The sequence below is a fragment of the Allobosea sp. 10L417 genome (genome assembly GCF_056395485.1).
On the sequence record NZ_JBFTJP010000011.1, the window covers coordinates 206997 to 230713 of the forward strand.

Annotated in this window: 19 protein-coding genes; 12 read left to right on the forward strand and 7 right to left on the reverse strand. The window is 65.6% G+C overall.

Annotated features, from left to right (window positions below; genetic code table 11):
* Positions 1-43 precede the first annotated feature (43 nt).
* The 4 genes from AC1DE3_RS23490 to aspT (AC1DE3_RS23505) all read left to right on the forward strand — a co-directional run bounded on the left by AC1DE3_RS23490 (position 44) and on the right by aspT (AC1DE3_RS23505) (position 7978).
* On the forward strand, positions 44-2806 hold the full coding sequence (locus AC1DE3_RS23490) for a decarboxylase (protein ID WP_441510766.1): 2763 nt from the start codon (positions 44-46) through the stop codon (positions 2804-2806).
* Between the two features lie 40 nt (positions 2807-2846).
* Positions 2847-4538, forward strand: a complete 1692-nt coding sequence (gene aspT / locus AC1DE3_RS23495) for an aspartate-alanine antiporter (RefSeq protein WP_441510767.1) — start codon at positions 2847-2849, stop codon at positions 4536-4538.
* Positions 4539-4587: 49 nt separating this feature from the next.
* Positions 4588-6207, forward strand: coding sequence for a bifunctional aspartate transaminase/aspartate 4-decarboxylase (locus AC1DE3_RS23500; protein WP_441510768.1), 1620 nt, complete (start codon positions 4588-4590; stop codon positions 6205-6207).
* Positions 6208-6292: 85 nt separating this feature from the next.
* Positions 6293-7978, forward strand: a complete 1686-nt coding sequence (gene aspT / locus AC1DE3_RS23505; RefSeq protein WP_441510769.1) for an aspartate-alanine antiporter — start codon at positions 6293-6295, stop codon at positions 7976-7978.
* Between the two features lie 58 nt (positions 7979-8036).
* Here aspT (AC1DE3_RS23505) and AC1DE3_RS23510 read toward each other — a convergent pair whose 3' ends face one another.
* Positions 8037-8924 carry a DMT family transporter gene (locus AC1DE3_RS23510; RefSeq protein WP_441510770.1) on the reverse strand — a complete coding sequence of 296 codons (888 nt, stop codon included), beginning with the start codon at positions 8922-8924 and terminating at the stop codon, positions 8037-8039.
* An 82-nt stretch (positions 8925-9006) separates the two neighbouring features.
* Between AC1DE3_RS23510 and AC1DE3_RS23515 the strand changes: the two genes are divergently transcribed.
* Positions 9007-10437 (forward strand): aminotransferase-like domain-containing protein, encoded by a 1431-nt coding sequence (locus AC1DE3_RS23515; RefSeq protein ID WP_441510771.1) that lies wholly within the window; start codon positions 9007-9009, stop codon positions 10435-10437.
* 89 nt (positions 10438-10526) lie between these two features.
* Positions 10527-11465, forward strand: coding sequence for a hydroxymethylbilane synthase (gene hemC / locus AC1DE3_RS23520; protein ID WP_441510772.1), 939 nt, complete (start codon positions 10527-10529; stop codon positions 11463-11465).
* Positions 11466-11573: 108 nt separating this feature from the next.
* Here the strand turns inward: hemC and AC1DE3_RS23525 are convergent, their stop codons facing one another.
* From AC1DE3_RS23525 to AC1DE3_RS23540, 4 genes are all read right to left on the reverse strand, one after another.
* Positions 11574-11780 (reverse strand): hypothetical protein, encoded by a 207-nt coding sequence (locus AC1DE3_RS23525; protein ID WP_441510773.1) that lies wholly within the window; start codon positions 11778-11780, stop codon positions 11574-11576.
* 102 nt (positions 11781-11882) lie between these two features.
* Positions 11883-12029: a hypothetical protein gene (locus AC1DE3_RS23530; RefSeq protein WP_441510774.1), complete on the reverse strand. Its 147-nt coding sequence runs from the start codon at positions 12027-12029 to the stop codon at positions 11883-11885.
* 4 nt (positions 12030-12033) lie between these two features.
* Positions 12034-12246, reverse strand: a complete 213-nt coding sequence (locus AC1DE3_RS23535; protein ID WP_441510775.1) for a hypothetical protein — start codon at positions 12244-12246, stop codon at positions 12034-12036.
* A gap of 68 nt (positions 12247-12314) precedes the next feature.
* The gene (locus AC1DE3_RS23540; RefSeq protein ID WP_476852809.1) at positions 12315-13409 is read right to left on the reverse strand and encodes a DNA topoisomerase IB; all 1095 of its coding nucleotides are present in this window, start codon (positions 13407-13409) and stop codon (positions 12315-12317) included.
* A 119-nt stretch (positions 13410-13528) separates the two neighbouring features.
* Between AC1DE3_RS23540 and AC1DE3_RS23545 the strand changes: the two genes are divergently transcribed.
* The 6 genes from AC1DE3_RS23545 (at position 13529) to AC1DE3_RS23570 (ending at position 21230) form a co-directional block, all read left to right on the forward strand.
* Positions 13529-15013, forward strand: coding sequence for a M81 family metallopeptidase (locus AC1DE3_RS23545; RefSeq protein ID WP_441510777.1), 1485 nt, complete (start codon positions 13529-13531; stop codon positions 15011-15013).
* Positions 15014-15061: 48 nt separating this feature from the next.
* Entirely contained in the window at positions 15062-16681 is a 1620-nt protein-coding gene (locus AC1DE3_RS23550) for an amidohydrolase (protein WP_476852810.1), read from the forward strand.
* A 119-nt stretch (positions 16682-16800) separates the two neighbouring features.
* Positions 16801-18390, forward strand: a complete 1590-nt coding sequence (locus tag AC1DE3_RS23555; RefSeq protein ID WP_441511185.1) for an ABC transporter substrate-binding protein — start codon at positions 16801-16803, stop codon at positions 18388-18390.
* A gap of 105 nt (positions 18391-18495) precedes the next feature.
* On the forward strand, positions 18496-19431 hold the full coding sequence (locus tag AC1DE3_RS23560; RefSeq protein ID WP_441510779.1) for an ABC transporter permease: 936 nt from the start codon (positions 18496-18498) through the stop codon (positions 19429-19431).
* Positions 19432-19441: 10 nt separating this feature from the next.
* Complete coding sequence (locus tag AC1DE3_RS23565) at positions 19442-20263, forward strand: ABC transporter permease (RefSeq protein ID WP_441510780.1); 822 nt, start codon at positions 19442-19444, stop codon at positions 20261-20263.
* A gap of 10 nt (positions 20264-20273) precedes the next feature.
* Positions 20274-21230: a succinylglutamate desuccinylase/aspartoacylase family protein gene (locus tag AC1DE3_RS23570; protein WP_441510781.1), complete on the forward strand. Its 957-nt coding sequence runs from the start codon at positions 20274-20276 to the stop codon at positions 21228-21230.
* A gap of 7 nt (positions 21231-21237) precedes the next feature.
* Here the strand turns inward: AC1DE3_RS23570 and AC1DE3_RS23575 are convergent, their stop codons facing one another.
* Both AC1DE3_RS23575 and AC1DE3_RS23580 read right to left on the reverse strand, forming a co-directional pair.
* Positions 21238-21549: a hypothetical protein gene (locus tag AC1DE3_RS23575; RefSeq protein ID WP_441510782.1), complete on the reverse strand. Its 312-nt coding sequence runs from the start codon at positions 21547-21549 to the stop codon at positions 21238-21240.
* 172 nt (positions 21550-21721) lie between these two features.
* Positions 21722-23710, reverse strand: a complete 1989-nt coding sequence (locus tag AC1DE3_RS23580) for an acetyl/propionyl/methylcrotonyl-CoA carboxylase subunit alpha (RefSeq protein ID WP_476852811.1) — start codon at positions 23708-23710, stop codon at positions 21722-21724.
* Positions 23711-23717: the final 7 nt, after the last annotated feature.

Sequence of the window (23717 nt, forward strand, 5' to 3'; positions counted from 1 at the left end):
GCTGGCGCCTCACGGATCGTGCAACCTGAGGGAAGGATTCACGATGGCCTCTCCAGTTCAGGAACCGCACACCATCGACCACTTCTTCTCGGCTCCCTCGGGCCGCGCCGACCGCTGGCGGGATCTCCATTCCGCCGCGCGCTCCTGGTCGACAGGTGGCAAAAGCCGCCGGGCGGTTGAGGTTGCGCTGAATGAGCTCGGCGTCATCGAGGAGTTTCATGCATTCCCGGGAGCGGAGCTGCTCGCCGCGCTGCGGGGCCTCCTGCAGAATGACGACGCCACTGGTTTCCTGTCGCTGGCCAAGCGCATTTCGCTGGCCATCATCACGAGCAACTACAAGCATGATCCGAAGGAATGGCAGTCGGCCGACCTGTCGCTGGCGGAGCCGGTGGATGTCATCCCGTCATCGCTCGGAGACAGCGCGGCGCAACGTCCCTATTTCGAGATGTTGATGGTGACGCCCGCCCCTGCGGGGCGCTGGCCGCATATCGCCGCGGAGTTTCGCCGCTTGAGACGTCCCGAGGATGCGTTCGTCTACGAAGTGGTGCTGGTCGGCAGCCTTGAAGACGCGATCTGTGCGGCCGTGCTGAACACGAATATCGCCGCGGTGGCCATCTATGAAGGCTTCGCATTCAGGTCCCGGCACGACGCCCCGATCCTGCGCAGCGTGCTCGCTGCCCAGCAGCCCCTGCTCGGTAATACGGAGGAGGCTGATATGGCCTTGCGCCTCGCCGCCGGGCTGAAGGCGATCCGGCCCGAGCTCGACATCTACCTGCTCTCCGATCGGCGCGTCGAGAAGCTGGCGGGCGATCCGCGTGCCGCGATGATCCGGCGCGTGATGTATCAGGTCGAGGAACCGCTGGAGCTGCATTTGTCGGTGCTGGAGGGCATCAAGGCGCGCTACGACACGCCGTTCTTCGACAATCTCAAGCTCTATGCGCAGAGGCCGATCGCCACCTTCCATGCCCTTCCCATCGCGCGCGGCAAGTCGGTGTTCCGCTCGCCCTGGATCCGCGACATGGGCCAGTTCTACGGCATCAATCTCTTCCTGGCGGAGAGCAGTGCCACCACGGGCGGCCTGGACAGCCTGCTGGAGCCTACCGGCAACATCAAGCGCGCCCAGGACATGGCGGCGCGCGCCTTCGGTGCCGACCACGTCTTCTTCGTCACCAACGGCACCAGCACGTCGAACAAGATGGTTCTGCAGGCGCTGATCGCGCCCGGCGACATCGTCATCCTCGATCGGAACTGCCACAAGTCGCACCATTACGGCCTGGTGCTGAACGGCGCGCAGCCCTTCTATGTCGAGGCCTTCCCGATGGCGGAATACTCGATGTACGGGGCAGTGCCGCTACGCACCATCAAGAAGGCCCTGCTCGACCTGAAGGCGGAGGGGCGCCTGGATCGCGTCAAGATGGTCGACCTGACCAACTGCACCTTCGACGGCCATATCTACAACACCCGGCGCGTGATGGAGGAATGCCTCGCCATCAAGCCGGACCTGATCTTCCTCTGGGACGAGGCCTGGTTCGGCTTCGCGCGCTGGTCGCCCTTCCTCAGGCCGCGAACGGCGATGGGGGCGGCGGCCGACATCGAGGCCTGGATGGAGGACCCCGAGGCCGTCGACCGCTATGAGCGGCAGCGCAAGGAACTCGGCGCGGCACCGTCCGTGGAAACCCTGCTGGACACGCACCTCATTCCCGATCCGCGCGCCATACGGCTGCGTGTCTACCAGACCAATTCGACCCATAAATCCATGTCGGCGATCCGGCAGGGATCGATGGTGCTGGTCAAGGACGTCGACTTCCACAAGATCGAGGCGCAGTTTCACGAGGCGGTCTTCACCCATGCCTCGACCAGCCCGAACCAGCAATTGATCGCCAGTCTCGATGTCGCCCGCCGGCAGATGGAGCTCGAGGGTTACGGGCTGGTGATGAACGCCATCGAGGTGGCGCTCGACATCAGGCGGGAGATCGCCATCCACCCATTGATCTCCAAATATTTCAAGGTCGTCGGCGTCGATGGGATGGTGCCCGCCCAATACCGCACCAGCGGCTTCGTCGATTTCCTCGCTCCCGAGACGCGCTGGGACGATCAGTTGCGCAGCATGCGCGAGGATGAATTCTGCCTCGACCCGACGCGCATGACCCTGGTTTGCGGCACGGCGGGCTTCGATGGCACGTCGTTCAAGGGCTTGCTGGCTTCCGAGTACAACATTCAGGTCAACAAGACCTCGCGCAACTCGGTGCTCCTCCAGTCCAATATCAACAATACACGCAGCGACGTCGCACTGCTGATCAGCGTCCTGCTCAAGATCTGCAACGAGATCGAGACGCGCCTGCGTCAGGGCGGCGAAGGCGAACAACGCGCCTTCGAAGCCCGTGTGCGCAGCCTGATGAAGGATTTGCCCGAGCTCCCCGACTTCAGCCGCTTCCATGAAGCCTTTCGCGGCGATGCCGGCAAGAATACGCCGGAAGGCGATATCCGCACGGCGTTCTTCTGCGCCTATGCTGAGGACAAATGCGAGTATCTGCCGATCGACAGCCCCGAATGCGATCGTCGCATCGACAAGGGCCCGGCGCTGATCTCGGCCAATTTCGTCATCCCCTACCCACCCGGCTTCCCGATCCTGGTGCCGGGCCAGGTTGTTACGCATGAAACGATCACCTTCATGCGCAAGCTCGATGTGAAGGAGATCCACGGATACGAGAAAGCAAAGGGTCTCAAATTGCTGAGACCGGACGCGCTTTCCGCCAAGCAGGATGTGAATTCCGAGAAGGGAAACAAGAAGGCGCGGGCGGCCTGACGGACGGCCGCGCCTGAACGCCAGCAATTGGGGGAGTGAAATGTTCGACTGGTTCGCTGCCACCCTGAGAAGCTACCCGGAGATCTCGCTCTTCCTGTCGCTGGCGATCGGATACTATGTCGGCGGCTTCGCCTATAAGGGCTTCAGCCTCGGCGCGGTGACCTCGACCTTGATCGCCGCGGTGATCATTGGACAGCTTGGCATCACGATCTCGCCCAATGTGAAATCGACGTTCTTCCTGATGTTCCTGTTCGCCGTCGGCTACGGCGTCGGGCCGCAGTTCGTTCGCGGCATTGCCAAGGACGGCGCGCCGCAGGCGATCTTTGCGGTCGTCGTCACCGTCTTCTGCCTCGCAGCTCCCGTCGCGATCGCGAAGATCGCAGGTTATCATCCGGGCTACGCCGCTGGCCTTTATGCCGGTTCTCAGACGATCTCGGCCTCGATGGGTCTGGCGACCGACGCCATCAATCGACTCGGGCTGTCACCGGAGCAGACCAAGGAATATCTCGATGCGATGCCGGTCGCCTATGCGGTGACCTACATCTTCGGCACCGTAGGTTCGGCCGTCATTCTCGCCCAGCTCGGTCCCAAGCTGCTCGGTATCGATATCGCCAGGGCCTGCAAGGACTACGAGGCCCGGCTTGGCGGCGGCAAGGAGATCGGCGGCCCGGGCTCGGTCTGGCGGCGCTTCGAGCTACGGGCTTTTCGCCTGCGCGAGGGCGCCAGGGTCGCCGGCATGCGCGCGGCGGAAGCCGAGGCGCTCGTGCCGGACGCACGTGTCTTCGTCGAACGCATCCGACGCAACGGCGTCATCGAGGACGCGACCGCAGACACGATCCTGCGGGAGGGCGACGTCATCGCTGTCGCCGGCCCGCGCGAGACGCTGGTCAACCTGATCGGCCAGAATGCCGAAGAGGTCGAGGACCCCGAACTGCTCGATCTGAAGGCCGAAGGCGTCGATATCTACGTCACCAGCAAGGAGGCCGACGGCAAGACGTTGACCGAGCTCTCCCGGATGCCGACCGCGCGCGGCGTCTTCCTCCGCAAGATCGTCCGCGGGGCGACCGCCGTCAGCATCCCGATCCTGCCGGAAACCCCGATCCATCGCGGCGACATTCTGACCGTGGTCGGCCGCACCCAGGACATCGCCGCGGTCGCCAAGACCCTGGGCCATGCCGACCGGCCGAGCGACATCGCCGACGTCGCCTTTATTTGTGGTGCGATCGTATTGGGCGCGCTCATCGGAGCCCTGGTGTTCAAGGTCGGAGGCGTCCCGCTGACGCTGTCGACCGCCGGCGGCGCGCTGATCTCCGGCCTCGTCTTCGGCTGGCTGCGTTCGGTGCACCCGACTTTCGGCCGGATCCCGAGTTCGACCGTCTGGTTCATGAATTCGGTCGGCCTCAACATGTTCATCGCCGTCGTCGGCATCTCGGCAGGGCCGGGCTTCGTCAAAGGCCTGCAGACGCAGGGCGTCGGCCTCTTTCTCTGGGGCGCATTGGCGACTGCCATCCCGCTGATCCTGGCGATGTTCGCCGGCAAATACGTCTTCCGGTTCGATCCGGCGATCCTGCTTGGCGCCTGCGCTGGCGCCCGCACCACGACGGCCGCTCTCGGAATGATCTGCGAGACCGCAGGCAGCCAGGTTCCGGCGCTCGGCTACACCGTCACCTATGCGGTCGGGAACACGCTTCTGACGATCTGGGGCATGGTGATCATCATTCTGATGACTTGACCAAACGAGACGAAACCATCCGATTTCAGGCTCATATCAGGGGTTTGCCATGGATCCTGTCACTCTGCGGAGCTTCGAGAAACTCAGCCCCTTCGAGATCAAGGACGAGCTCATCCGCCTTGCCAAGCTGACGTCGCAGAATTCGTCCATCGCGATGCTCAACGCCGGCCGCGGCAACCCGAACTGGGTGGCGATGACGCCGCGCGAGGGCTTCTTCCTGCTCGGGCAATTCGCGATCACCGAGAGCCGGCGCGTGATGAACAAGCCCGCCGGCATCGGCGGCATGCCCAAGGCGGACGGCATAGCGGCGCGCCTCGAGGACTGGTTGACTACCCATAAGGATTCCCCCGGCGCCAGCTTTCTTCGCGAGATGGTCGCCTTCGCCGTCAAGAAATTCGATTTCAAGCCCGATGCGTTCGTTCACGAACTCGTCGACTCGATCATAGGCGACAACTACCCGGTGCCGGACCGCATGCTCGTCCACAACGAGCGCATCGTGCACGAATATCTGATGTGGGCGATGTGCGGCGAGCCGCGCCCTTCCGGCCAGTTCGATCTCTATGCCGTCGAGGGCGGCACGGCGGCGATGTGCTACATCTTCAAGTCGCTCAAGGCCAATAGGCTGCTGAACCCCGGGGATACGATCGCGCTGGCAACGCCGATCTTCACCCCCTACCTCGAAATGCCGCATCTCGAGGATTACGGCCTCGATGTCGTCACCGTGGCGGCGCCGCAGGAGAACCGTTTCCAGTTCACCGACGAGGAGCTGAAGAAGCTCGAGGACCCGAAGGTCAAGGCCTTCTTCGTGGTCAATCCCGGCAATCCCTCCGCTGTCGCGCTGAGCGAGGAGACGATCGCCAAGATCGTCAAGCTCGTCACCACGAAGCGCCCCGATTTGCTGCTCCTGACCGACGATGTCTATGGAACCTTCGTGAAAGGCTTCCGCGGCCTGCTCGGTGCTCTCCCGCGCAATACGATCGGCGTCTATTCCTACTCCAAATATTTCGGCTGCACCGGCTGGCGGCTCGGCGTCATCGCCATCCACCGCGACAACATCTTCGACAAGGCGATCGCGAACCATCCCGAGAAGACCCTGACGGTGCTCGACAAGCGCTACGGGCCGCTGACGCTGAAGCCGCGGGAGATGAGGCTGATCGACCGCATCGTCGCCGACAGCCGCGACATCGCGCTCAATCACACCGCCGGTCTCTCGCTTCCGCAGCAGGTGATGATGTCGCTGTTCTCGCTGTCCGAGATGATGGACGAGGCCAAGCTCTATCAGAAGACCTGCATGGACATCGTCAGGTCTCGTGCCGACAGGATGATCGAGGGGTTGGGCATCGAGGTGCCCGACAATCCGCTTCACGACCGCTATTACGGGCTGGTCGATTTCGAGTTCTGGGCCAACAAATATGTCGGCCCCGAGGTCGTGGCCTATATGAAGCAGCACATCCACCCGCTCGACATCGTGTTCAGGCTGGCCGAGGACCACGGCATCGTGCTGCTCAATGGGGGCGGCTTCCACGCGCCGGACTGGTCTGTGCGCGTCTCCTTCGCCAATCTCGACGACGAGGTCTACGGCCAGATCGGCCGCGCGACGCGTGCGGTGGCGCGCGGATATCGGCAGGCCTTCGAAGCTTACAATCTCGCGCTCAAGGAGAAGGCCTGACCGTGCTGCGGCGCGGGCTTGAATGCCGATCGGCGCCATCGAGTCGCTCCGCTGAATGCGAGAGCGCATCTGCGGGGAGGCGAGCATGAGTTTCGTCGTCGATGCGTTACGCGGCAATCCCGAGCTCGCGATCTTCCTGACCATCGCACTCGGCTTCCTGATCGGCCGGTTCAAGTTCGGCAGCTTCAGTCTCGGAACGGTCGTCGGCTGCCTGTTGGCCGGCGTCCTGATCGGCCAGCTCGACGTCAAAGTGCCCACGGCCGTGAAAGCGGTGTTCTTCGACCTGTTCCTGTTCACCACCGGCTACAAGGTCGGCCCTCAGTTCTTTCGCGCCCTGAAGCGCGATGCGGTCCCGCAGGTCGCGCTGACGGTCCTGCTTTGCGTGGCCTGTCTTCTCACGGCTTTGGTGTTCGCAAAGCTCCTCGGCTACGACATCGGCACAGCCGCCGGCCTGCTCGCCGGCGCCTTTTCGGAATCGACCGTGATCGGGACCGCGGGTGAGGCGATCCAGCGGCTCGACCTTCCCCAGTCCGAACGGACTGCGCTGATCAACAACATCCCCGTTGCCTATGCCGTCACTTATCTCGTCGGCACCGCATCCCTGGTCTGGTTCCTGCCGAAGATCGGTCCAAAGCTGATGGGCATCGATCTCAAGGCAGCCGCCGCAGAGATGGCTTCGCAATCATCCGGGCCCGTTGCCGAGGTCGAAGGCGTGGTCTCGGCGGCGCGTCTGTTCGACGTAAGGACATATCGCGTTACGAACGAGCAGTTCATCGGCAAGACGGTGGCTGAAATCGAGGCGCGTCCTCGCGCTGTTCGCGCCTATCTGCTGCGCGTTCGTTCGGCGGGTTCGATACGGGAGCCCGAAGCCAGTCTCGTGATCCGCGCGGGAGACGTCGTCGCGGTTATGGCGCGGCAGGAAGTCCACGCTCAGCATGGCGATCTGATCGGCCCGGAAGTCAGCGATCCCGGTCTCCTCGACATCCCCATCGAGTCGCTCGACGTGGTGCTGACCAACCGCTCCCTTGATGGGCGAACCTTGGCGGAGCTTGCCGGCGAGGAGTTCGCCCGCGGCGTCTTCCTCACGCGGATGATGCGCTCTGGCCTCGCCATGCCGATCAAGCCGGAAAGCCAGGTCAATCGCGGCGATGTCCTCTCTCTGACAGGACCCGTGAACGCCGTGGAGCGAGCGGCGGAGAAGCTCGGCTACCCCGACAGGCGAACATCGGCGACCGACATGGTATTCGTCGGCCTCGGCATATTCCTGGGCGGGCTGGTCGGGCTTTTGAGCGTCGTCATCGGCGGCATCCCGCTGACGCTGACCGCCAGCGGCGGTGCGCTCATCATGGGGCTCGCCTTCGGCTGGCTGCGGTCGGTCTATCCCTTCTTCGGCCGCATCCCCGAACCGGCGATCTGGATCTTCGATACGCTCGGCCTATGCGTGTTCATCGGCATCGTCGGCCTCGGCGCGGGGCCGAGCTTCATCTCCGGGCTGAAGACGACCGGGCTCAGCCTGGTCGCTGTCGGCCTGGTCTCGGCCTTGCTCCCGCATACGCTGGGCATCCTCTTCGGCCGATATGTCCTGAAGATGGACCCCCTGATCGTGCTCGGCGCCTGCGCCGGCGCAGGTACGATTACGGCCGCCCTCAGGGCGATCCAGGACGAAGCCAAGAGCAGCGTCCCCGCTTTGGGCTATACGGTGCCCTATGCGATCGGCAACATTCTCCTCACCGCGTGGGGGCCGATCCTGGTCGCGCTGATGGCCAGGTAACCCGCTCCGCGTCGGCCCGCTGTGGAAACCCCGGTGCCATGGCGAAGCCCTTGGAGGCTCAGGCGAAGCGCTTCGCCCCGGCGACGCAGAGGACCACCACTCCCGTCGCTGCGATCATCGTCCAGGCGATGGGTTCATGCAGCAACAGGCCGGCGAGGAGGAGGCCGAAGAAGGGCTGCAGGAGCTGGAGCTGCCCGACACCGGCGATGCCGCCGAGCGCGAGCCCGCGATACCAGAACACGAAGCCGACCAGCATGCTGAAGACCGAGACATAGGCCAGGCCGAGCCAGGCGTGCGCCCCGATGCCCTGCCAGGAGGACGGCAGGTACAGCAGTGCGAGCAGGGCCATCGCCGGCAGCGACAGAAGCAGCGCCCAGGAGATGACCTGCCAGCCGCCGAGCCGGCGCGAGAGCGCCGCGCCTTCGGCATAGCCGAGCCCGCAGAGCAGGATGGCAGCGATCATCAGCAGGTCGCCGGTGAGCGAGCCGCCCTCGCTACGGGCGAGAGCGAAGCCTGCGACGGTCGCAGCGCCAAGCAGGGAGAACAGCCAGAAGGCGGGTTTCGGCCGCTCGCCGGCACGCAAGACGCCGAACAGCGCCGTCGCCAGCGGCAGCAGGCCGACGAACACGATCGAGCGGGCCGCGGCGATGTGCTGGAGCGCCAGCGCCGTCAGCAACGGAAAGCCGAGAACGACGCCGAGCGCGACGATGGCGAGCGGGCCGAGATCGGAGCGTTCCGGCCGTTTCTGGCGCAGCAGGACGAGGAAGAACGCGCCCAGCAGCGCGGCGATCACGGCGCGGGCGGAGGTGAGGAAGAGCGGCGAGAAGCCGGCGACGGCGACGCGCGTGGCCGGCAGGGAGCCGCTGAAGATCAGCACGCCGATGAGACCGCTGCCCCATCCCTTGCCCGCCCAGTCCTGCTGCATCGCCGCTGTCTTGTCTCGCATCCTCGCAGGCTTACGCAGTCTGCACTCGCCGAAACAGCGACAATTCGATACATTCGGCGCAAGCTGTATGGGTATGGTCGTCATGACAGTTATCGATCCGAGCGAAATCGAGGGCGGGCAGGGACGGACGGCGGCGGTGATGGCCGCCATTCGGGCCAAGCTCGCGGCTCGGTCTCTGGCCCCTGGCGACCGGCTGCCGTCGATCCGCCGTTTCGCCGCGACGATGCGGGTTTCGCCGTCGACCGTGGTTGAGGCCTATGATCGTCTGGCCGCAGAGGGCTTGATCCGCGCCCGGCAGGGCTCGGGCTTTTATGTCACCGGCAGTGGCCTGCCGCCCCTGGCGCTGACGCAGGCTGCATCGCCGCATGAGCGCGCGGTCGATCCGTTCTGGGTCTCGCGTCAGTCGCTCGATGCGGACGACGCCGCGCTCAAGCCAGGCTGCGGCTGGCTCCCGGCCGATTGGATGCCCGGCGAGGCGCTTCGCCGCGGTTTTCGCGCTTTGGCACGGGCGCAGGACCCGGTTCTCTCCGAATATGGCGGGACGCGCGGTTCGTGGGCTCTGCGCCGCCATCTGCTCGGGCGCTTCGCCGAGGAGGGGCTCGCCGCCGGCCCCGAACAGCTCCTGCTGACCGGTTCGGGCACGCAGGCGCTCGATCTGGTCTGCCGTTTCCTGCTGCGCCCGGGCGATACCGTTCTCGTCGACGATCCCTGCTACTTCAATTTCCAGGCATTGCTGCGTGCCCACCAGCTACGTGTGCTCGGCGTGCCCTATACGCCGTCGGGGCCGGACGTCGCCGCTTTCGAAGCGCTGGTTTGCGCCGAGCGGCCGCGGCTCTATCTCACCAATTCCGGGCTGCACAACCCGACCGGGGCCAGTCTCTCGCCGCAGACGGCCTTCCGTGTGCTGCAAATCGCCGCCGCTCATGATCTCGTCATCGTTGAGGATGAGATCTTCGCGGATTTCGAGCCCGAACCGTCGTCTCGCCTCGCCTTGCTCGACGGTCTCGACCGTGTGATCCGGATCGGCAGCTTCTCGAAGACGCTCTCGGCCTCCCTGCGCTGCGGTTATATTGCCGCGCGAGCCGACTGGATCGAAGGGCTTGTCGACCTTCAGGTTGCGACGAATTTCGGCGGCCCCGGCCCTGTCGCTGCCGATCTTGTCGCAGGGGTCCTCGCTGGTGGCGGCTATCGCAAGCATATGGAGGAGGTGCGCCGCCGGCTCGCCCAGGCCCGCCGCGAGATTGCTGCCCGACTGGAAGCACTCGGAATCCTGCCCTGGCTGATGCCGCGCGGCGGCTTCTACCTCTGGTGCCACCTGCCCGCGGGGATCGATTCCGCCGAACTCGCGCGGTTGGCGGTGGCGCGGAACGTCGTCCTGGCGCCCGGCAATGTCTTCAGCGTCTCGCAGGGCGCGTGCGGCTTCATGCGTTTCAACGTCGCCCAGACGCGCGATCCGCGCGTGTTTGAGGTATTGCAGCAGGGGATGGAGGAGCTACGGCGGGGCGGCGGCTGATCGGGCGCAGCGCCACTCGTCAGCCAGCTGCCCCCCTGTTATAGACCGCCGCAACCGGCCCGGCCGGACAGGATCGAAAGTAAGAAGTCATGCATCTGAGGATCGGCACGCGCCGCAGCCCGCTGGCGATGGCGCAGACCAATCACGTCATGGGGTTGATCCGGGAGAAGTTCCCAGAGACGGAATTCACCCTTTGCCAGATCGCCACCATCGCGGATCGCGACCGCGTCTCCGAATTCCATCAGTTCGGCATGGTCGGTGTTTTCGCCGTCGAGCACGAGCAGCAGCTCGTGCGCCGCGAGGTCGATTTCGTCGTTCATTCCCTGAAGGACCTGCCGACCGCCCTGCATGAGGGGCTCGTTCTCGCCTCCGTGCCGACGCGCGAGAACCCGTGCGACGCGCTCTGCGGCGCGACGATGGCCTCGCTGCGGCAGGGCGCGCGGGTCGGCACCGGGTCGCTGCGGCGTCGCGCGCAAATCCTCAACCTGCGGCCCGATGTCACCGTCGTGCCGATTCGCGGCAATGTCGGCCCGCGCCTCGCCAAGATCGGCGGCGAGGATGCGCTCGATGCCGTCATCCTCGCCCAGGCCGGCCTGCGCCGGCTCGGGCTGGACGAGGCCTCGTCCGAGATTCTGGCGCCGGAGCTTTTCCCCTATGCCGTCGGGCAGGGCGCGCTTGGCCTCGAAGCCCGCGCCGACGATGCCGCCGTGATCGAGATCCTGCAGGCCATCCAGTGCTCGAAAGCGCGCGCCGAGGTCGAAGCCGAGCGTGAGATGATGCATGCGCTGGGTGCCGGCTGCAGCTTGCCGGTCGGTACCTGCGCGAGCTGGGCCGATGGCCGCCTGACCCTGCATGCCCAGGTCACCTCCGTCGAAGGAACGGAGCGTGTCGACGCCAGCGACAGTGCGGCGCCCGAGCAGGCGCGGGAACTCGGCCTTGCCGTCGCCGAAGCGTTGAAGGCGCGGGGCGGCGGAGCGATCCTCGAGAAGAGCTATCGCGGCTATTACCCGACCTTCAAGACGCTGTAGCTTCGGCGAGAATCCTATTCAGATGGAAAGGCCCGGCATCCTTGTCGGAGCGCCGGGCCTTGTCATGGCCACGGTCGCATTCAGGCGAGTGGCCGCTTCGGGACAAGGTCAGAGGCGGACGGCGACCTCGCCATGCCGTGCGGCGAACTGCGCCGCCTCCTTCCGGAACAGCATCCAGGCAGGCTGCGGGCTTTCGTGTCCGGGTTCCTGCATCGACATCGTATAGGGGCCTTTGTTGCCGGCCGGCTTGTCGGGGTCGAGCCGCGCGGCCCTGCACATCGCGCGGGCAATCCGTGTGATTCTCTCTTCGTCCATGTCTGTCTCCGCCGCCAGGATTCAGCGGCGACGAAACGCGGAAGCGGGGAGGCGAGTTCCCGAAAATCTCATGAAAATAAATTAGTTAATTATATCAGTGTCTTAGATGGGATCGCGCGGATCCTCGGCGCTCGGCTTGTCGAGCATGGCGCCGGGGCCCCGCGAGCCTGCCCAACGCGTCGCCAGCGCGATCCCCAGTGGAATCGCGATCACGACGATCCACACAACGAAGCCCCAATCCCCGTTCATTCCGTCAATTCCGTCCAGAGCCTTCGCCCGACGGTAGCTTCTTCTGGCCGGCCTGGAAATCCGTCTGCGGCGCCTCCTCCTCATACTCGAATGGCGGGGCGGGGCCGGTCGGATGGGCGGAGTGCGGCGACGGGCCAGGGCGCGTTCCGGCCGCGACCGACTGACCGGGCTGCTGCGGCGTCTCGACCGGCTTGGGCGAACCGACACGATTGAGCATCTCAGCCTCCATAAATGCGTGCCAGATACTGGACCAAGCGCCGAACGGCGGCATTGTTCCCGCTGGCTTCAGGCCGCCAGCAGCCCGAGCGCGCGCTCGATGCGCGAGCAGCCCGCCCGGGCGCGCGCCTTGGCATAGCTGCGCTGTAGTTGGCCGCTGGCATAGGATTCGATGACGATGGCGTGGACATAGCTCTTGCGAACCACGGCCGGCGTGTTGACGAGGCGCTCCGAGATCGCGCGCATGATGTCGGCGAGCTGGCGCTTGCGTCCGGCCTCGGTTGCGACCGTCTCGCCTGAGAGGAGCAGTTCCGCCGCCGCGGCGTTGGCAGCAAGCATCCGCAGATCCTTGCTGCTGACCGGGAGGCCGCAGACCTGCTTCAGATAGGCGTTGATCTCGGCCGCATGGACCGGCGCGACGGACCCGTCTTCGCGGCGATATTGCAGCAGCCGGCGCCCCGGTAATGTGGCGATGCGCGCGAGCGCCCGTGCGAGCGGGGCGTCGTCGACCGCGCAAGCGATATCCTTGCCGCTCTTGCCCCGAAAGTGGAGCGCGATACGCGCGCCTGTGAGCCTGACGTGCCGCTTGAGCAGCGTCGAGGTGCCATGGCTGCCGTTGCTCTTCGCATAGCTTTCGTTGCCGACACGCAGATGGCAGCGGTCGATGATCGCCGCAGCGCAGGCGAGAGCTTTCTCATGGGAAAGCGTGCGGGCCCGCATGTCGGCTGCGATCCGGGCGCGCAGCTTCGGCAGCGCAGCGATCAGCCGGCCCAGTTGCTGCAGTTTGCGGCGTTCGCGCACCTTCTCCCATTCGGGGTGGTAGCGATGCTGTACACGGCCTGCTTCGTCATGGCCGATGGCCTGGAGATGCGCTCGCGGATCGGCGGCGATGCGGACATCCTCATAGGCCGGAGGGATCGCGAGCGAGCGAATCCGGGCCAGCGTGTCTTCGTCCGTGATCTTGGCGCCTTCCGCATCGCGATAGCCGAAGAAGCGCCCATGGCGCACACGGCGGATCGTGAGTTCGTCGGACGAAACGCGCCGCAGTCGTGTCTTGGCGGGCTGTCGTCTAGCTTGCGGGGAGACCGGCATGGCGTGGACTCGCAGATCACTGCTGCGGAAATGCGCCGACACCGACTTGGTTCCGCCGAGTGAGTTCAGCATATTCACCACATTTCGACAAGCGCCCTCATTCGAGGGGGTGCATGCGCGGAAATCAGTGGCGTTGCGAAGACGCCTCGCCAAAACTGTCAAAAAATTTGAACAAGACGAAGAGGGAGAGAATGACGCGTCGCGTGCTGATTGCCGAGTTCATGCATGAGACGAACACCTTCAGTGTTCAGCTCACGGACGAAGCCACTTTCCGGGCGCATGGCGCTTTTCTGGGTAACGAAATCCCCGAGGCTTTCCGCGGTACCCGAACCTCGATGGGGGCTGCCTTCGAGGCTGCCGACAAGTTCGGCTGGAGCCTGACCCATCCGCTGGTGACCGGCGCCAATCCCTCGGGCCGCGTCACCGATGCCGCCTTCGACGTCTTCGCCGGCCATATCGTCAATGCTGCCGATGGCGTCGACGGCGTGCTGCTGCATCTCCACGGTGCGATGGCGACCGAAAGCTCCGATGATGGCGAGGGCGAATTGCTGGCGCGGCTGCGCAAGCGAATCGGCCCGGACGTGCCGGTCGTCGCCGTGCTCGACCTGCACGCCACGGTCACCCAGCTCATGGCCGACAACGCCAATGCGCTGATTTCCTACCGCACCTATCCGCATATCGACCAATACGAGCGGACCTGGCAGGCAGCGGAGCTGCTCGAGCGCGCGATGAAGGGCGAGATCAGGCCCAAGGTCGCACTCGCCCGGCGCCCGATCCTCTATGCGCTCGATGGCGGGCGCACCACCTCGCCGCCCTTCCTGGAGTTGCTGCGCCGTGGTGACGCGCTGGAAGCCTCCGGCGATGCGCTGGTCGTCAGCGTTCAGGCTGGCTTCTCCTCGGCCGACGTGCACGATATCGGCCCCTCGATCGCGGTCACGGCCGATGATCGCGGCAAGGCGCAGGCCATCGCCGAAGAGCTGATGGACTATGCCTGGGAGCAGCGCCGCTTCTCCTCCATCCATTTCACGCCGCTCGCCGAGGCCATGGCCCGTGCCAAGGCCGGCGAGGCCGATACCGGCAAGCCCGGCTACAAGCCTGTGGTGATCTCGGACTACTCCGACAATCCCGGCTCCGGCGCCTATGGCGACGCCACCAACCTGCTGCGCGCGATCCTCGACGCGAAGCTCAGGAATGTCGGCTTCCACGCGATCTGCGACCCCGAAGCGGCGCTCGCTGCGCAGGCAATCGGCGTCGGCAAGCGTGGCCGGATCAAGCTCGGCGGCAAGGTCGATCCCAGCATGGGCGGCGGGCCGCTCGATCTCGACGCTCACGTCGTCGCGCTGACCGACGGATACTTCATGTGCTACGGCCCGATGGCCGGCGGCATCTGGCGCAATTACGGGCTCTCGGCCCTGCTGCGCGTCGACGATGTCGAGATCATCGTCATCACCCATAACGGCCAGGCGACCGATCTTGCCCAGTTCACCTCGCTCGGCGTCGATCCGACGCGAAAATCGACGGTGATCGTCAAGTCGATGCAGCACTTCCGCGCCGCATTCGAGCCGATCGCGCGCGAGGTGCTGGAAGTCGATACCGGCGCGATCTCGACGCGCAATTTCAAGGAGCGGCCTTACCGCAAGGTGCGCCGGCCGATCTTCCCGCTCGACGACATCTGAAGCCCGGCCGCAAAGCGCCGGCGAAGACAGTAAATGCAGGAGAAAACCATGGCGGTTCAGGCCGATATCGTGCTGCGCAACGGGCCGATCTGGTGCGGGCGCGACGATGGTGTCGTCGAGGCGCTGGCGATCTGGCAGGGCAGGGTGCTCGCGGCCGGCGGCGATGCCGAGATCGCCCCGCTCGTCGGCCCGAAGACGCGGGTGATCGATTTGAAGGGCCGCCTGGCGACGCCGGGTCTCAACGATTCGCATCTGCATCTCGTCTCGCTCGGCATGACCATGGGCTGGGTCAATTCCAAGCCGGAGGCCGCGCCGACGCTGGAGGCGCTGCTGGGCGCGATCTCCGCGCGTGCTGCGACGCTGAAGCCGGGCGAATGGATCCTCTCGCGCGGCTACGATCAGACCAAGCTCGACACCGGCCGCCACCCCTATCGCGAAGAGCTCGACCGCGCTGCGCCGAACAACCCGGTGATGCTCGTGCGCACCTGCGGCCACATCGCGATCTGCAATTCCGAGGCGCTCCGGCTCGGCGGCATCGACGAGAAGTCGCCGACGCCGCAGGGCGGCCTGATCGAACAGCAGAATGGCCGCCTGACCGGCCTGCTCGCCGAGAACGCGCGCGCGCCAGTGCAGGCCGCGATCCCCGCGGCGACCGAGGAGGATATCATCGCCGGCATCGAGCGCGGCGGCCGCTACCTGCTCTCGCTCGGCATCACCAGTTGCATGGACGCCGCCGTCGGCCAGAAGGGCGGCTTCGGCGAGATAGCGGCTTACCACCGCGCCAAGCGCGACGGCCGTCTGCCGGTGCGCACCTGGCTGACCCTGCTCGGCGACGACGGCCGCTCGATCGTGCCTGATTGCTACGAGGCAGGGCTGATCTCCGGCACTGGCGACGACATGCTGATGATCGGCGCGGTCAAGCTCTTCCTCGACGGTTCGGCGGGTGGGCGCACCGCCTGGATGACCGAGCCCTATCTCGGCGAGGACAAGACCACCGGCGTCTGGATGTGGGACGATGCGGAGTTGGAACGCATGGTGCTCGACGCCCACAAGAAGGGCTACCAGCTCGCCTGCCACGCGATCGGCGATGCCGCTATCGAGCAGCTCATCACCGCCTATGAGAAGGCGCTCGCGGCCTATCCCGATCTGGATCGACGGCACCGCATCGAGCATTGCGGCTTCTCGACGCCGGCCCAGCATGAGCGCATGGTCAAGGCCGGCATCTATCCCTGCCCGCAGCAGGTCTTCATCCATGATTTCGGCGATGCTTACGTCAAGGTGCTCGGGCCGGAGCGGGCGCTGCCGAGCTACCCCTTCCGCACCTGGTTCGATCTCGGTCTGAAGCCGGCGACGGGCAGCGACGCGCCGGTCTGCGACCCCAACCCCTTCCCGAATTTCCACACCATGCTGACCCGGCAGACCTGGAAGGGCACGGTGATGGATGAAAGCCAGCGCGTCTCGATCGAGGAGGCCCTGCAGGCCTACACCGAGTACGGCGCCTTCTCGCAGAAGCAGGAAGCCGTAAAGGGGCGGCTGGCGCCGGGCTTCCTCGCCGATGTCGCGGTGTTCTCGCGCAATCTGCTTACGGCCGATCCGGCGGATATTCTCAAGGACACGCACTGCGATCTCACCATTCTGGGCGGCGAGGTCGTCTACGAGCGGGCTTGAGGCCGGCTTTGACCGCGCAGGGGAAGACAAGCGCGGCAAAGCCGTTATGGTTCCACTTGGAAGCAAACAACTCCGGACCAGCCGGAGCAAAATCGAAAACGGGAGGAATGATCGTGTTGTTGAAGAAATTGGCCTTTGCGACCGCGCTGACGCTGGCGGCCTTTACCATCTCGGCGCAGGCCCAGGAGCCGCGCCGCGGCGGGACGATCCGCTTCACCGCGCCCTATGGCGCGTCCTTCGTCAGCAATGACAGCCACGTCTCGAACCAGATCCAGGACGAGATCTACGGCTATGCACTGCACGGGATGCTCTATCGCTGGGACGCGAATGCCGGCAAGCCGGAGCTGGAGCTCGCCAAGAGCGCCACGGTCTCGCCGGACGGGCTGACCTACACCTTCAAGCTGCGCGACGATGCCCTGTTCCATAACGGCCGCAAGATGACGGCCGACGACATCATCTGGTCCTATAACCGGATCATGGACGGCACGAAGAACTACCCCGGCGCGCGCTACGTCTCGCGCATCAGGGGGGCGGTCGAGGTCCAGAAGGGCCAGGCCAAGGAAATCTCGGGCCTCAAGAAGATCGACGATTCCACGATCGAGATGACGCTGACCGACAAGACCAATCCGGGCTTCCTGTTCTACAGCGCGATGACCGCGATCCTGCCGGCCAAAGAGGCGCAGGCGCCGGACTTCTTCAACAAGCCGATCGGCCTCGGCCCGTTCAAGTTCGTCGAGCATGTTCCCGGCTCGCGCATGGTCTTCGAGCGCTGGGAGAAATACTACAAGGCGGGGAAGCCCTATGCCGACAAGCTGGTGATTTCGCCGATGGGCGAGGCTGCCGCGCGTGACGTCGCCTTCCGCAACAAGGAGATCGACGTCTCGATCCTGGGCTCGACCCAGTATGTCGCCTACAAGGCCGATGCCAATCTCTCGAAGGGCATTCTCGAGGTTGCGGAGGTCTTCACCCGCAACATGGGCATGAACCCCTCCTTCAAGCCCTTCTCCGACAAGCGCGTGCGCCAGGCGATCAACTACGCGATCGACAGCGACCTGATCATCAAGCGCCTCGTCCGCGACAAGGCCTATCGCGCGGTGAGCTGGCTGCCGATCTCCGTGCCGGGCTTCGACAAGGATGCGAAGCCCTACGCCTATGACCCGGAGAAGGCCAAGAAGCTCCTGGCCGAGGCTGGCTACCCCGATGGCTTCGAGTTCGAATGGACCGCGACGCCGAACGAGAGCTGGGGCATCCCGATCGTCGAGGCGACGATCCCGATGCTCGCCAAGGTAGGCATCAAGGTGAAGGTCAAGCCGGTCGAGACCTCGGCGCTTGGCGGCGTCGTCGTGGGCGGTGACTTCCAGGCCTTCATCTGGTCGAACACCTCCGGCCCGGATGCGCTGTCCCAGCTCAAGTGCTTCCACTCCGCGACGCCGCGTTCGTCCTGCAACTACACCACCTTCAAGAACGCGGCCTATGACAAGCTGATCGACGACGCCTCGGCTGAGAACGATCCGGCCAAGCAGCTGGAGCTGCTGAAGAAGGCCAATGCCATGCTGCAGGACGAGGCCCCGGTCTGGTTCTTCAACTACAACAAGGCGGTCATGGCTTATCAGCCCTGGCTGCACGGCCTCCAGCCGAACGCGACCGAGCTCGCGCTGCAGCGCTACGAGGATCTCTGGGTCGACGCCACCTCGCCGGCGGCGAAGTAAACCGTCCTGAGCTGACGCCGTCGCGCGACAGCGCGGCGGCGTTAGCTTGTCCGCATTCGAGCGTCGGTAGCGACGCCCTGCACAGCGGCTTCAGGAGCCCTCGTCATGTTGCCTTATGTCTCGCGTCGCCTGTTGCAGGCGATCCCGATCCTGCTTGCAGTCGCGGCGCTGATCTTCGTGCTGTTCAGCGTCATTCCCGGCAGTTTCGCCACCAGCCAGATGGCTGACGGGCGCAGCAATATCGACGCCGAAACCATCGCGCGCATGAACCAGCAGTTCGGCCTCAACGATCCGCTGCCGCTGCGTTTCGCGAAATATGTCGGCGGCCTCGCCACCTTCGATCTCGGTGATTCCTTCCGCACCCGCCAGCCGGTGATCAACCAGATCGGCGAGCGACTCTGGCCGAGCCTTCAGCTCGCGCTCGGAGCCATGCTCTTCGCCATCGTCATCGGCGTGCCGCTCGGCTTCTTCGCTGCGCTGAAGCCGGGAAGCTGGGTCGATATGCTCTCCATGGTCTTAGCGGTCTCGGGCTTGTCGCTGCCGATGTTCTGGCTCGGCCTCCTGCTAATGTACGGCTTCGCGCTGACGCTCGGTTGGTTCCCGAGTTTCGGCTATGGCGATGGCGATCCGCGTTACATCGTGCTGCCGGCGATCGCGCTCGGCGTCTCGCCGCTGGCCCTGCTGGCGCGGACATCGCGCGCCGCCGTGCTGGAGATCATGCATGCCGATTTCGTCCGCACCGCCCGCGCCAAGGGCGCGAGCTCCTTCCGCGTCATGCGCTGGCACGTCGCCCGCAACGCGCTCGTCATCGTGCTGACCACGCTCGGCCTGCAGTTCGGCTCGGTTCTGGGCCAGGCGGTCGTCGTCGAAAAGCTGTTCGCCTGGCCGGGCCTCGGCTCGCTGCTGGTCGACAGCGTGACCTGGCGCGACATCCCGGTCGTGCAGGGCTGCATCCTGACGATCGTGCTCTTCTTCCTCGTCGTGAACATCGCCGTCGACGTGCTCTGCGCCATCGTCGATCCGCGCATCAAATACAGCTAGGTCCCCGCCGATGAAGTTCCGTGCCAATCTCTGGATCGGCGGCGCCTGTTTCGCGCTCGTCGTGGCCGGCGGCGTCTTCGCGCCCTGGTTCGCCCACACCGATCCCGTCATGGACGCCAATTTGATGAATGCCGAGATCCCGCCGGGCTCGGAGTTCTGGTTCGGCACCGATGCGCAGGGCCGCGACATCTATAGCCGCGTGCTCTATGGCGCCCGCATCTCGCTGACGGTCGGCATCGTCTCGCAACTGATCAATACGGTGATCGGCGTCGCGCTCGGCCTTTCCGCCGCCTATTGGGGCGGCTGGTGGGACGATTTCGTCAGCGGCCTCACAAACATGATGCTCGCCATTCCCTCGCTGATCTTCGCGCTGGCGATCATGGCGATCCTCAATCCCGGCCTCACCAGCCTGCTGATCGCGCTGGGCCTGACCAACTGGTCCTTCACCTGCCGCTTGACCCGCGCTGCGACCCTTTCGGTCAAACAGCTGGGATATGTCGAGGCCGCCCGTTCGCTCGGTTACGGCACCTTCCGCATCATGTTGACGCAGATCCTGCCGAACATCGCCGGCCCGATCATCGTCATCGGCACGCTCGGCATGGGCGGCGCGGTGCTGGCGGAGGCCTCGCTCTCCTTCCTCGGCCTCGGCATCCGCCCGCCCTTCCCGAGCTGGGGCAGCATGCTCTCGGATGCGCGCGACCAGATCTCGACCGCGCCCTGGATCTCGATCTTTCCCGGTCTTGCGATTTTTCTGACCGTGCTCGGCCTCAACCTGCTAGGGGACGGCCTGCGCGATATCCTCGATCCGCATTCGCAGCTCCGCAAAGCCTGACAGCAGACCCATGACGACTCCAGACCTGATTGATCCGCCGCTCGAAACCGTCCGCTTCCATGGGCTGAAGGCGGGGCCTAAGCTCCTTGTCCTGGGTGCCGTCCATGGCAACGAGACCTGTGGGCCCAATGCCATCGCCCGCGTGATCGAGGATTGCCGGGCCGGCCGCGTCGCGATCCAGCGCGGTGAGGTCACCTTCCTACCGGTCGCCAATCCCAAGGCCTATCGGCAGAATACGCGCGAGGGCGATCGCAACCTCAACCGCGACCTGCGCGAGCGGCCGCAGCCTGATGACAATGAGGACCGGATCGGCAACCGCCTCTCCGCCATTCTGCGTCAGCACGACATGCTGCTCGACGTCCATTCCTTCACAGGGGAGGGCGTGCCCTTCGTCTTCTTCGGGCCGGACGATAATCGCGGCGATCTCGAGCCTTTCCGCCATGGCGCAGCCGAAGCCGCCTTCGCCGCCTGCCTCGGCGTTGACCTGATGATCCATGGCTGGCTCGACATCTATGTCCGGCTGATCGCCGCTCGCGAGAAGCTGAACCTGCCGCGGCTGGCCGTGACCGAAGGCTTTGGCACCACCGAGTTCATGCGTTTCGCCGGCGGCTATGGCGTGACGCTCGAATGCGGCCGCCATGAGGACCCGGCTTCGGTCGATGTCGGCTATGCTGCGATCCGCAACGCGCTCGCCCATGTCGGTCTGACGGACGAGCCGCCGCCGGCGCCACAGAAGCGGGTCGTCGTCCACATGGATGACCTCGTCATCTGCGAGGCCGAGGGCGACCGTGTCGAGGGCGCCTGGAAGACCGGCGAGCGCGTCGCCAAGGGCACGCCGATCGCCCGCCGCGCCGATGGCACGGTCGTGACGATGCCGCGCGACGGCTTCATCATCTTCCCCAATCCCAAGGCCAAGCCCGGCGAGGGCATCTGCTATCTCGGGACGGAAAGCGCGCGCCGGATCTGAGCGGCGATTACTGCACGATGCCGCGCTTGGTGCCGAAGCCGGGGATATTGCAGCCGCAGCCGGAGCCGTAGGGCAGCGGCGGTGTCGGGCAATCGCCCCGGCCGGTGACGCACATATTGCCGTAGCGCGGCCGATAATATGGGCGCTCATAGCCATAATCGCGGCGGTAATAGCGTGGCGGCGGCGGACGATCGTCCTCGTCGTCTTCGTAGGACGGCCCGTTGCGATAGGGTCCGCCGTAATACTGAGCCTTGGCCGGGATCGCGCAGAGCAGGACGGCGCAGGCGAGAGCCGAGACCGTGAACTGACGCCGCAACATGGTCTTTCCTTTCGGTTTCCTCGCCGACACTCGGGCACGGCAAGGCGATTCGTTTCCTCCTAGCCGGGGTACAATGAACGGACGCTGATATGACCTGCTTTTGGCCGGCTCAGGAAAGCAGGATAAGGCGGCGGCTTTGCGGCCTGCGGCCGCGATCCAGTGCCTTTCGCGGTCACGGTGAGGGCGCGATGGCGATCAGGAGCTCGCCAGCCGCTGCCGTCGCCCCCGGCCGGCTGGCGATCCGCGCGACCGTTCCCGCCGCCGGACTCTTCAACTCCATGAAGAGCTTCATCGATTCCAGCACGGCCACGACCTGGCCGGCGGCGATGCTGTCGCCTTCGGCGACATGGATGGCGGCGACCGTTCCCGGCATGGTGGCGCGAACGGAATCGCCGGTCTGCCCCTGTGCGGCGCGGGCGGCGGCCGCTGCCTCAACCGCGAGCGCGATCTCGATGCGCCCTTCGAAGCTGCCATGGCGCAGGAAGATGCCGGAGCGATCCGGCACCGCGTCGACGGACAGGCGCCCGCCATCGAGCAGAAGCGTGTAACGCGTCGCGCCAGCTGCCGCCACGGCAACCTCGACCTGCCGGTGATCGGTCGTGACGAGAATGCCCTCATCTGTCCCGTCCGCCCGCAACCGGCGGGTCTCGCCGCCCGAGGTCAGTGCGAGATGGCAGGCACCGGGCTTGCCGGCCGAAGCGAGCAGTCGAAAGCCTTTCAGCGTCCTCCATGGCCCGGCCGCAGCATTGCCTCGAGCCGTAAGCCAGATCGCCGCTGCGACCGCGTCCTGTTCCGCGGAGTCGTCGCCCGAAGCTTGCCAGCCTGCGGGCCAGGTCTCGCCGATGAACAATGTCGTGGCCTCGCCGCGCGCGAACACCGGCTGTCTCAGCGCATCGACGAGGAAAGGCCGGATCGTCGCGGGCCCGAATACCGTCATGCGGTCCAGGCCATCGGCCAGGCGACGCCGCGCCGCATCCCGGTCCGGCCCATGGGCGATGACCTTGGCGAGCATCGAGTCGTAGAAGGGCGACACGGCGCTGCCTGTCCCGACGCCGCTGTCGACGCGCAACCCTGCCGGCTCGCGCCAGAGCGCGATCGTGCCGGTGTCGGGGCGGAACCCTTTATCGGCCCGTTCGGCAGTCAGCCGTGCCTCGATGGCGTGGCCGGTGCAGGTGATCTCCTCTTGGCTGCGCGGCAGTTTTTCGCCGGCCGCGATGCGGATCTGCCATTCGACGAGATCGAGCCCGGTGATCGCCTCCGTTACGGGATGCTCGACCTGCAACCGCGTATTCATCTCGAGGAAGAACACCTCCTGCGTCGCGGCATCGACCAGAAACTCGACCGTGCCGAGATTGTCGTAGGCGATGGCGCGAGAAAGCTTCAGTGCATGCTCGTGCAGCGCGGCGCGCGCCTCCGGCTTGAGGTTGGGCGCCGGCGCCTCTTCCAGCAGCTTCTGGTTGGAGCGCTGCACCGAGCAGTCGCGCTCGAAGAGGTGGACGATGTTGCCGTGCTTGTCGCCTGCGACCTGCACCTCGACATGGCGCGGGCGCGTCACGAATTTCTCGATCAGCAGGCGCCCATCGCCGAAGGCGGCTTCGGCCTCGCGGCTGGCGGTGGCGATGGCGCCGTCCAGCTCGGCTTCGTTCTCGACCTTGCGGATACCCTTGCCGCCGCCGCCGGCGGAAGCCTTGACCATCACCGGCAGGCCGATGCGCAGCGCCGCGCGCTTCAGCGCCTCGGGCGACTGGTCGGCGCCGTCATAGCCGGGAACGCCGGGCACACCGGCGTCGCGGGCGATCTGCTTGGATCGGATCTTGTCGCCCATTRCCTCGATGGCTTGGGCGGAGGGACCGACGAAGGCGATGCCGTTCGCCTCGCAGGCGGCGATCAGGTCCAGCCGTTCCGACAGGAAGCCGTAGCCCGGATGGATCGCCTGTGCGCCTGTCTTGAGCGCGGCTGCGATGATGCGGTCGGCGCGCAGATAGGAATCGCGCGCCGGGGCGGGGCCGATGTGCACGGCCGTGTCCGCGAGCCGGACATGCAGCGCCTCCTTGTCGGCGTCGGAATAGACCGCGACGGTGCGGATGCCGAGCTTGCGGGAGGTGCGGATGATGCGGCAGGCGATCTCGCCGCGATTGGCGATGAGGAGAGTGTCGAACATGGCGCCG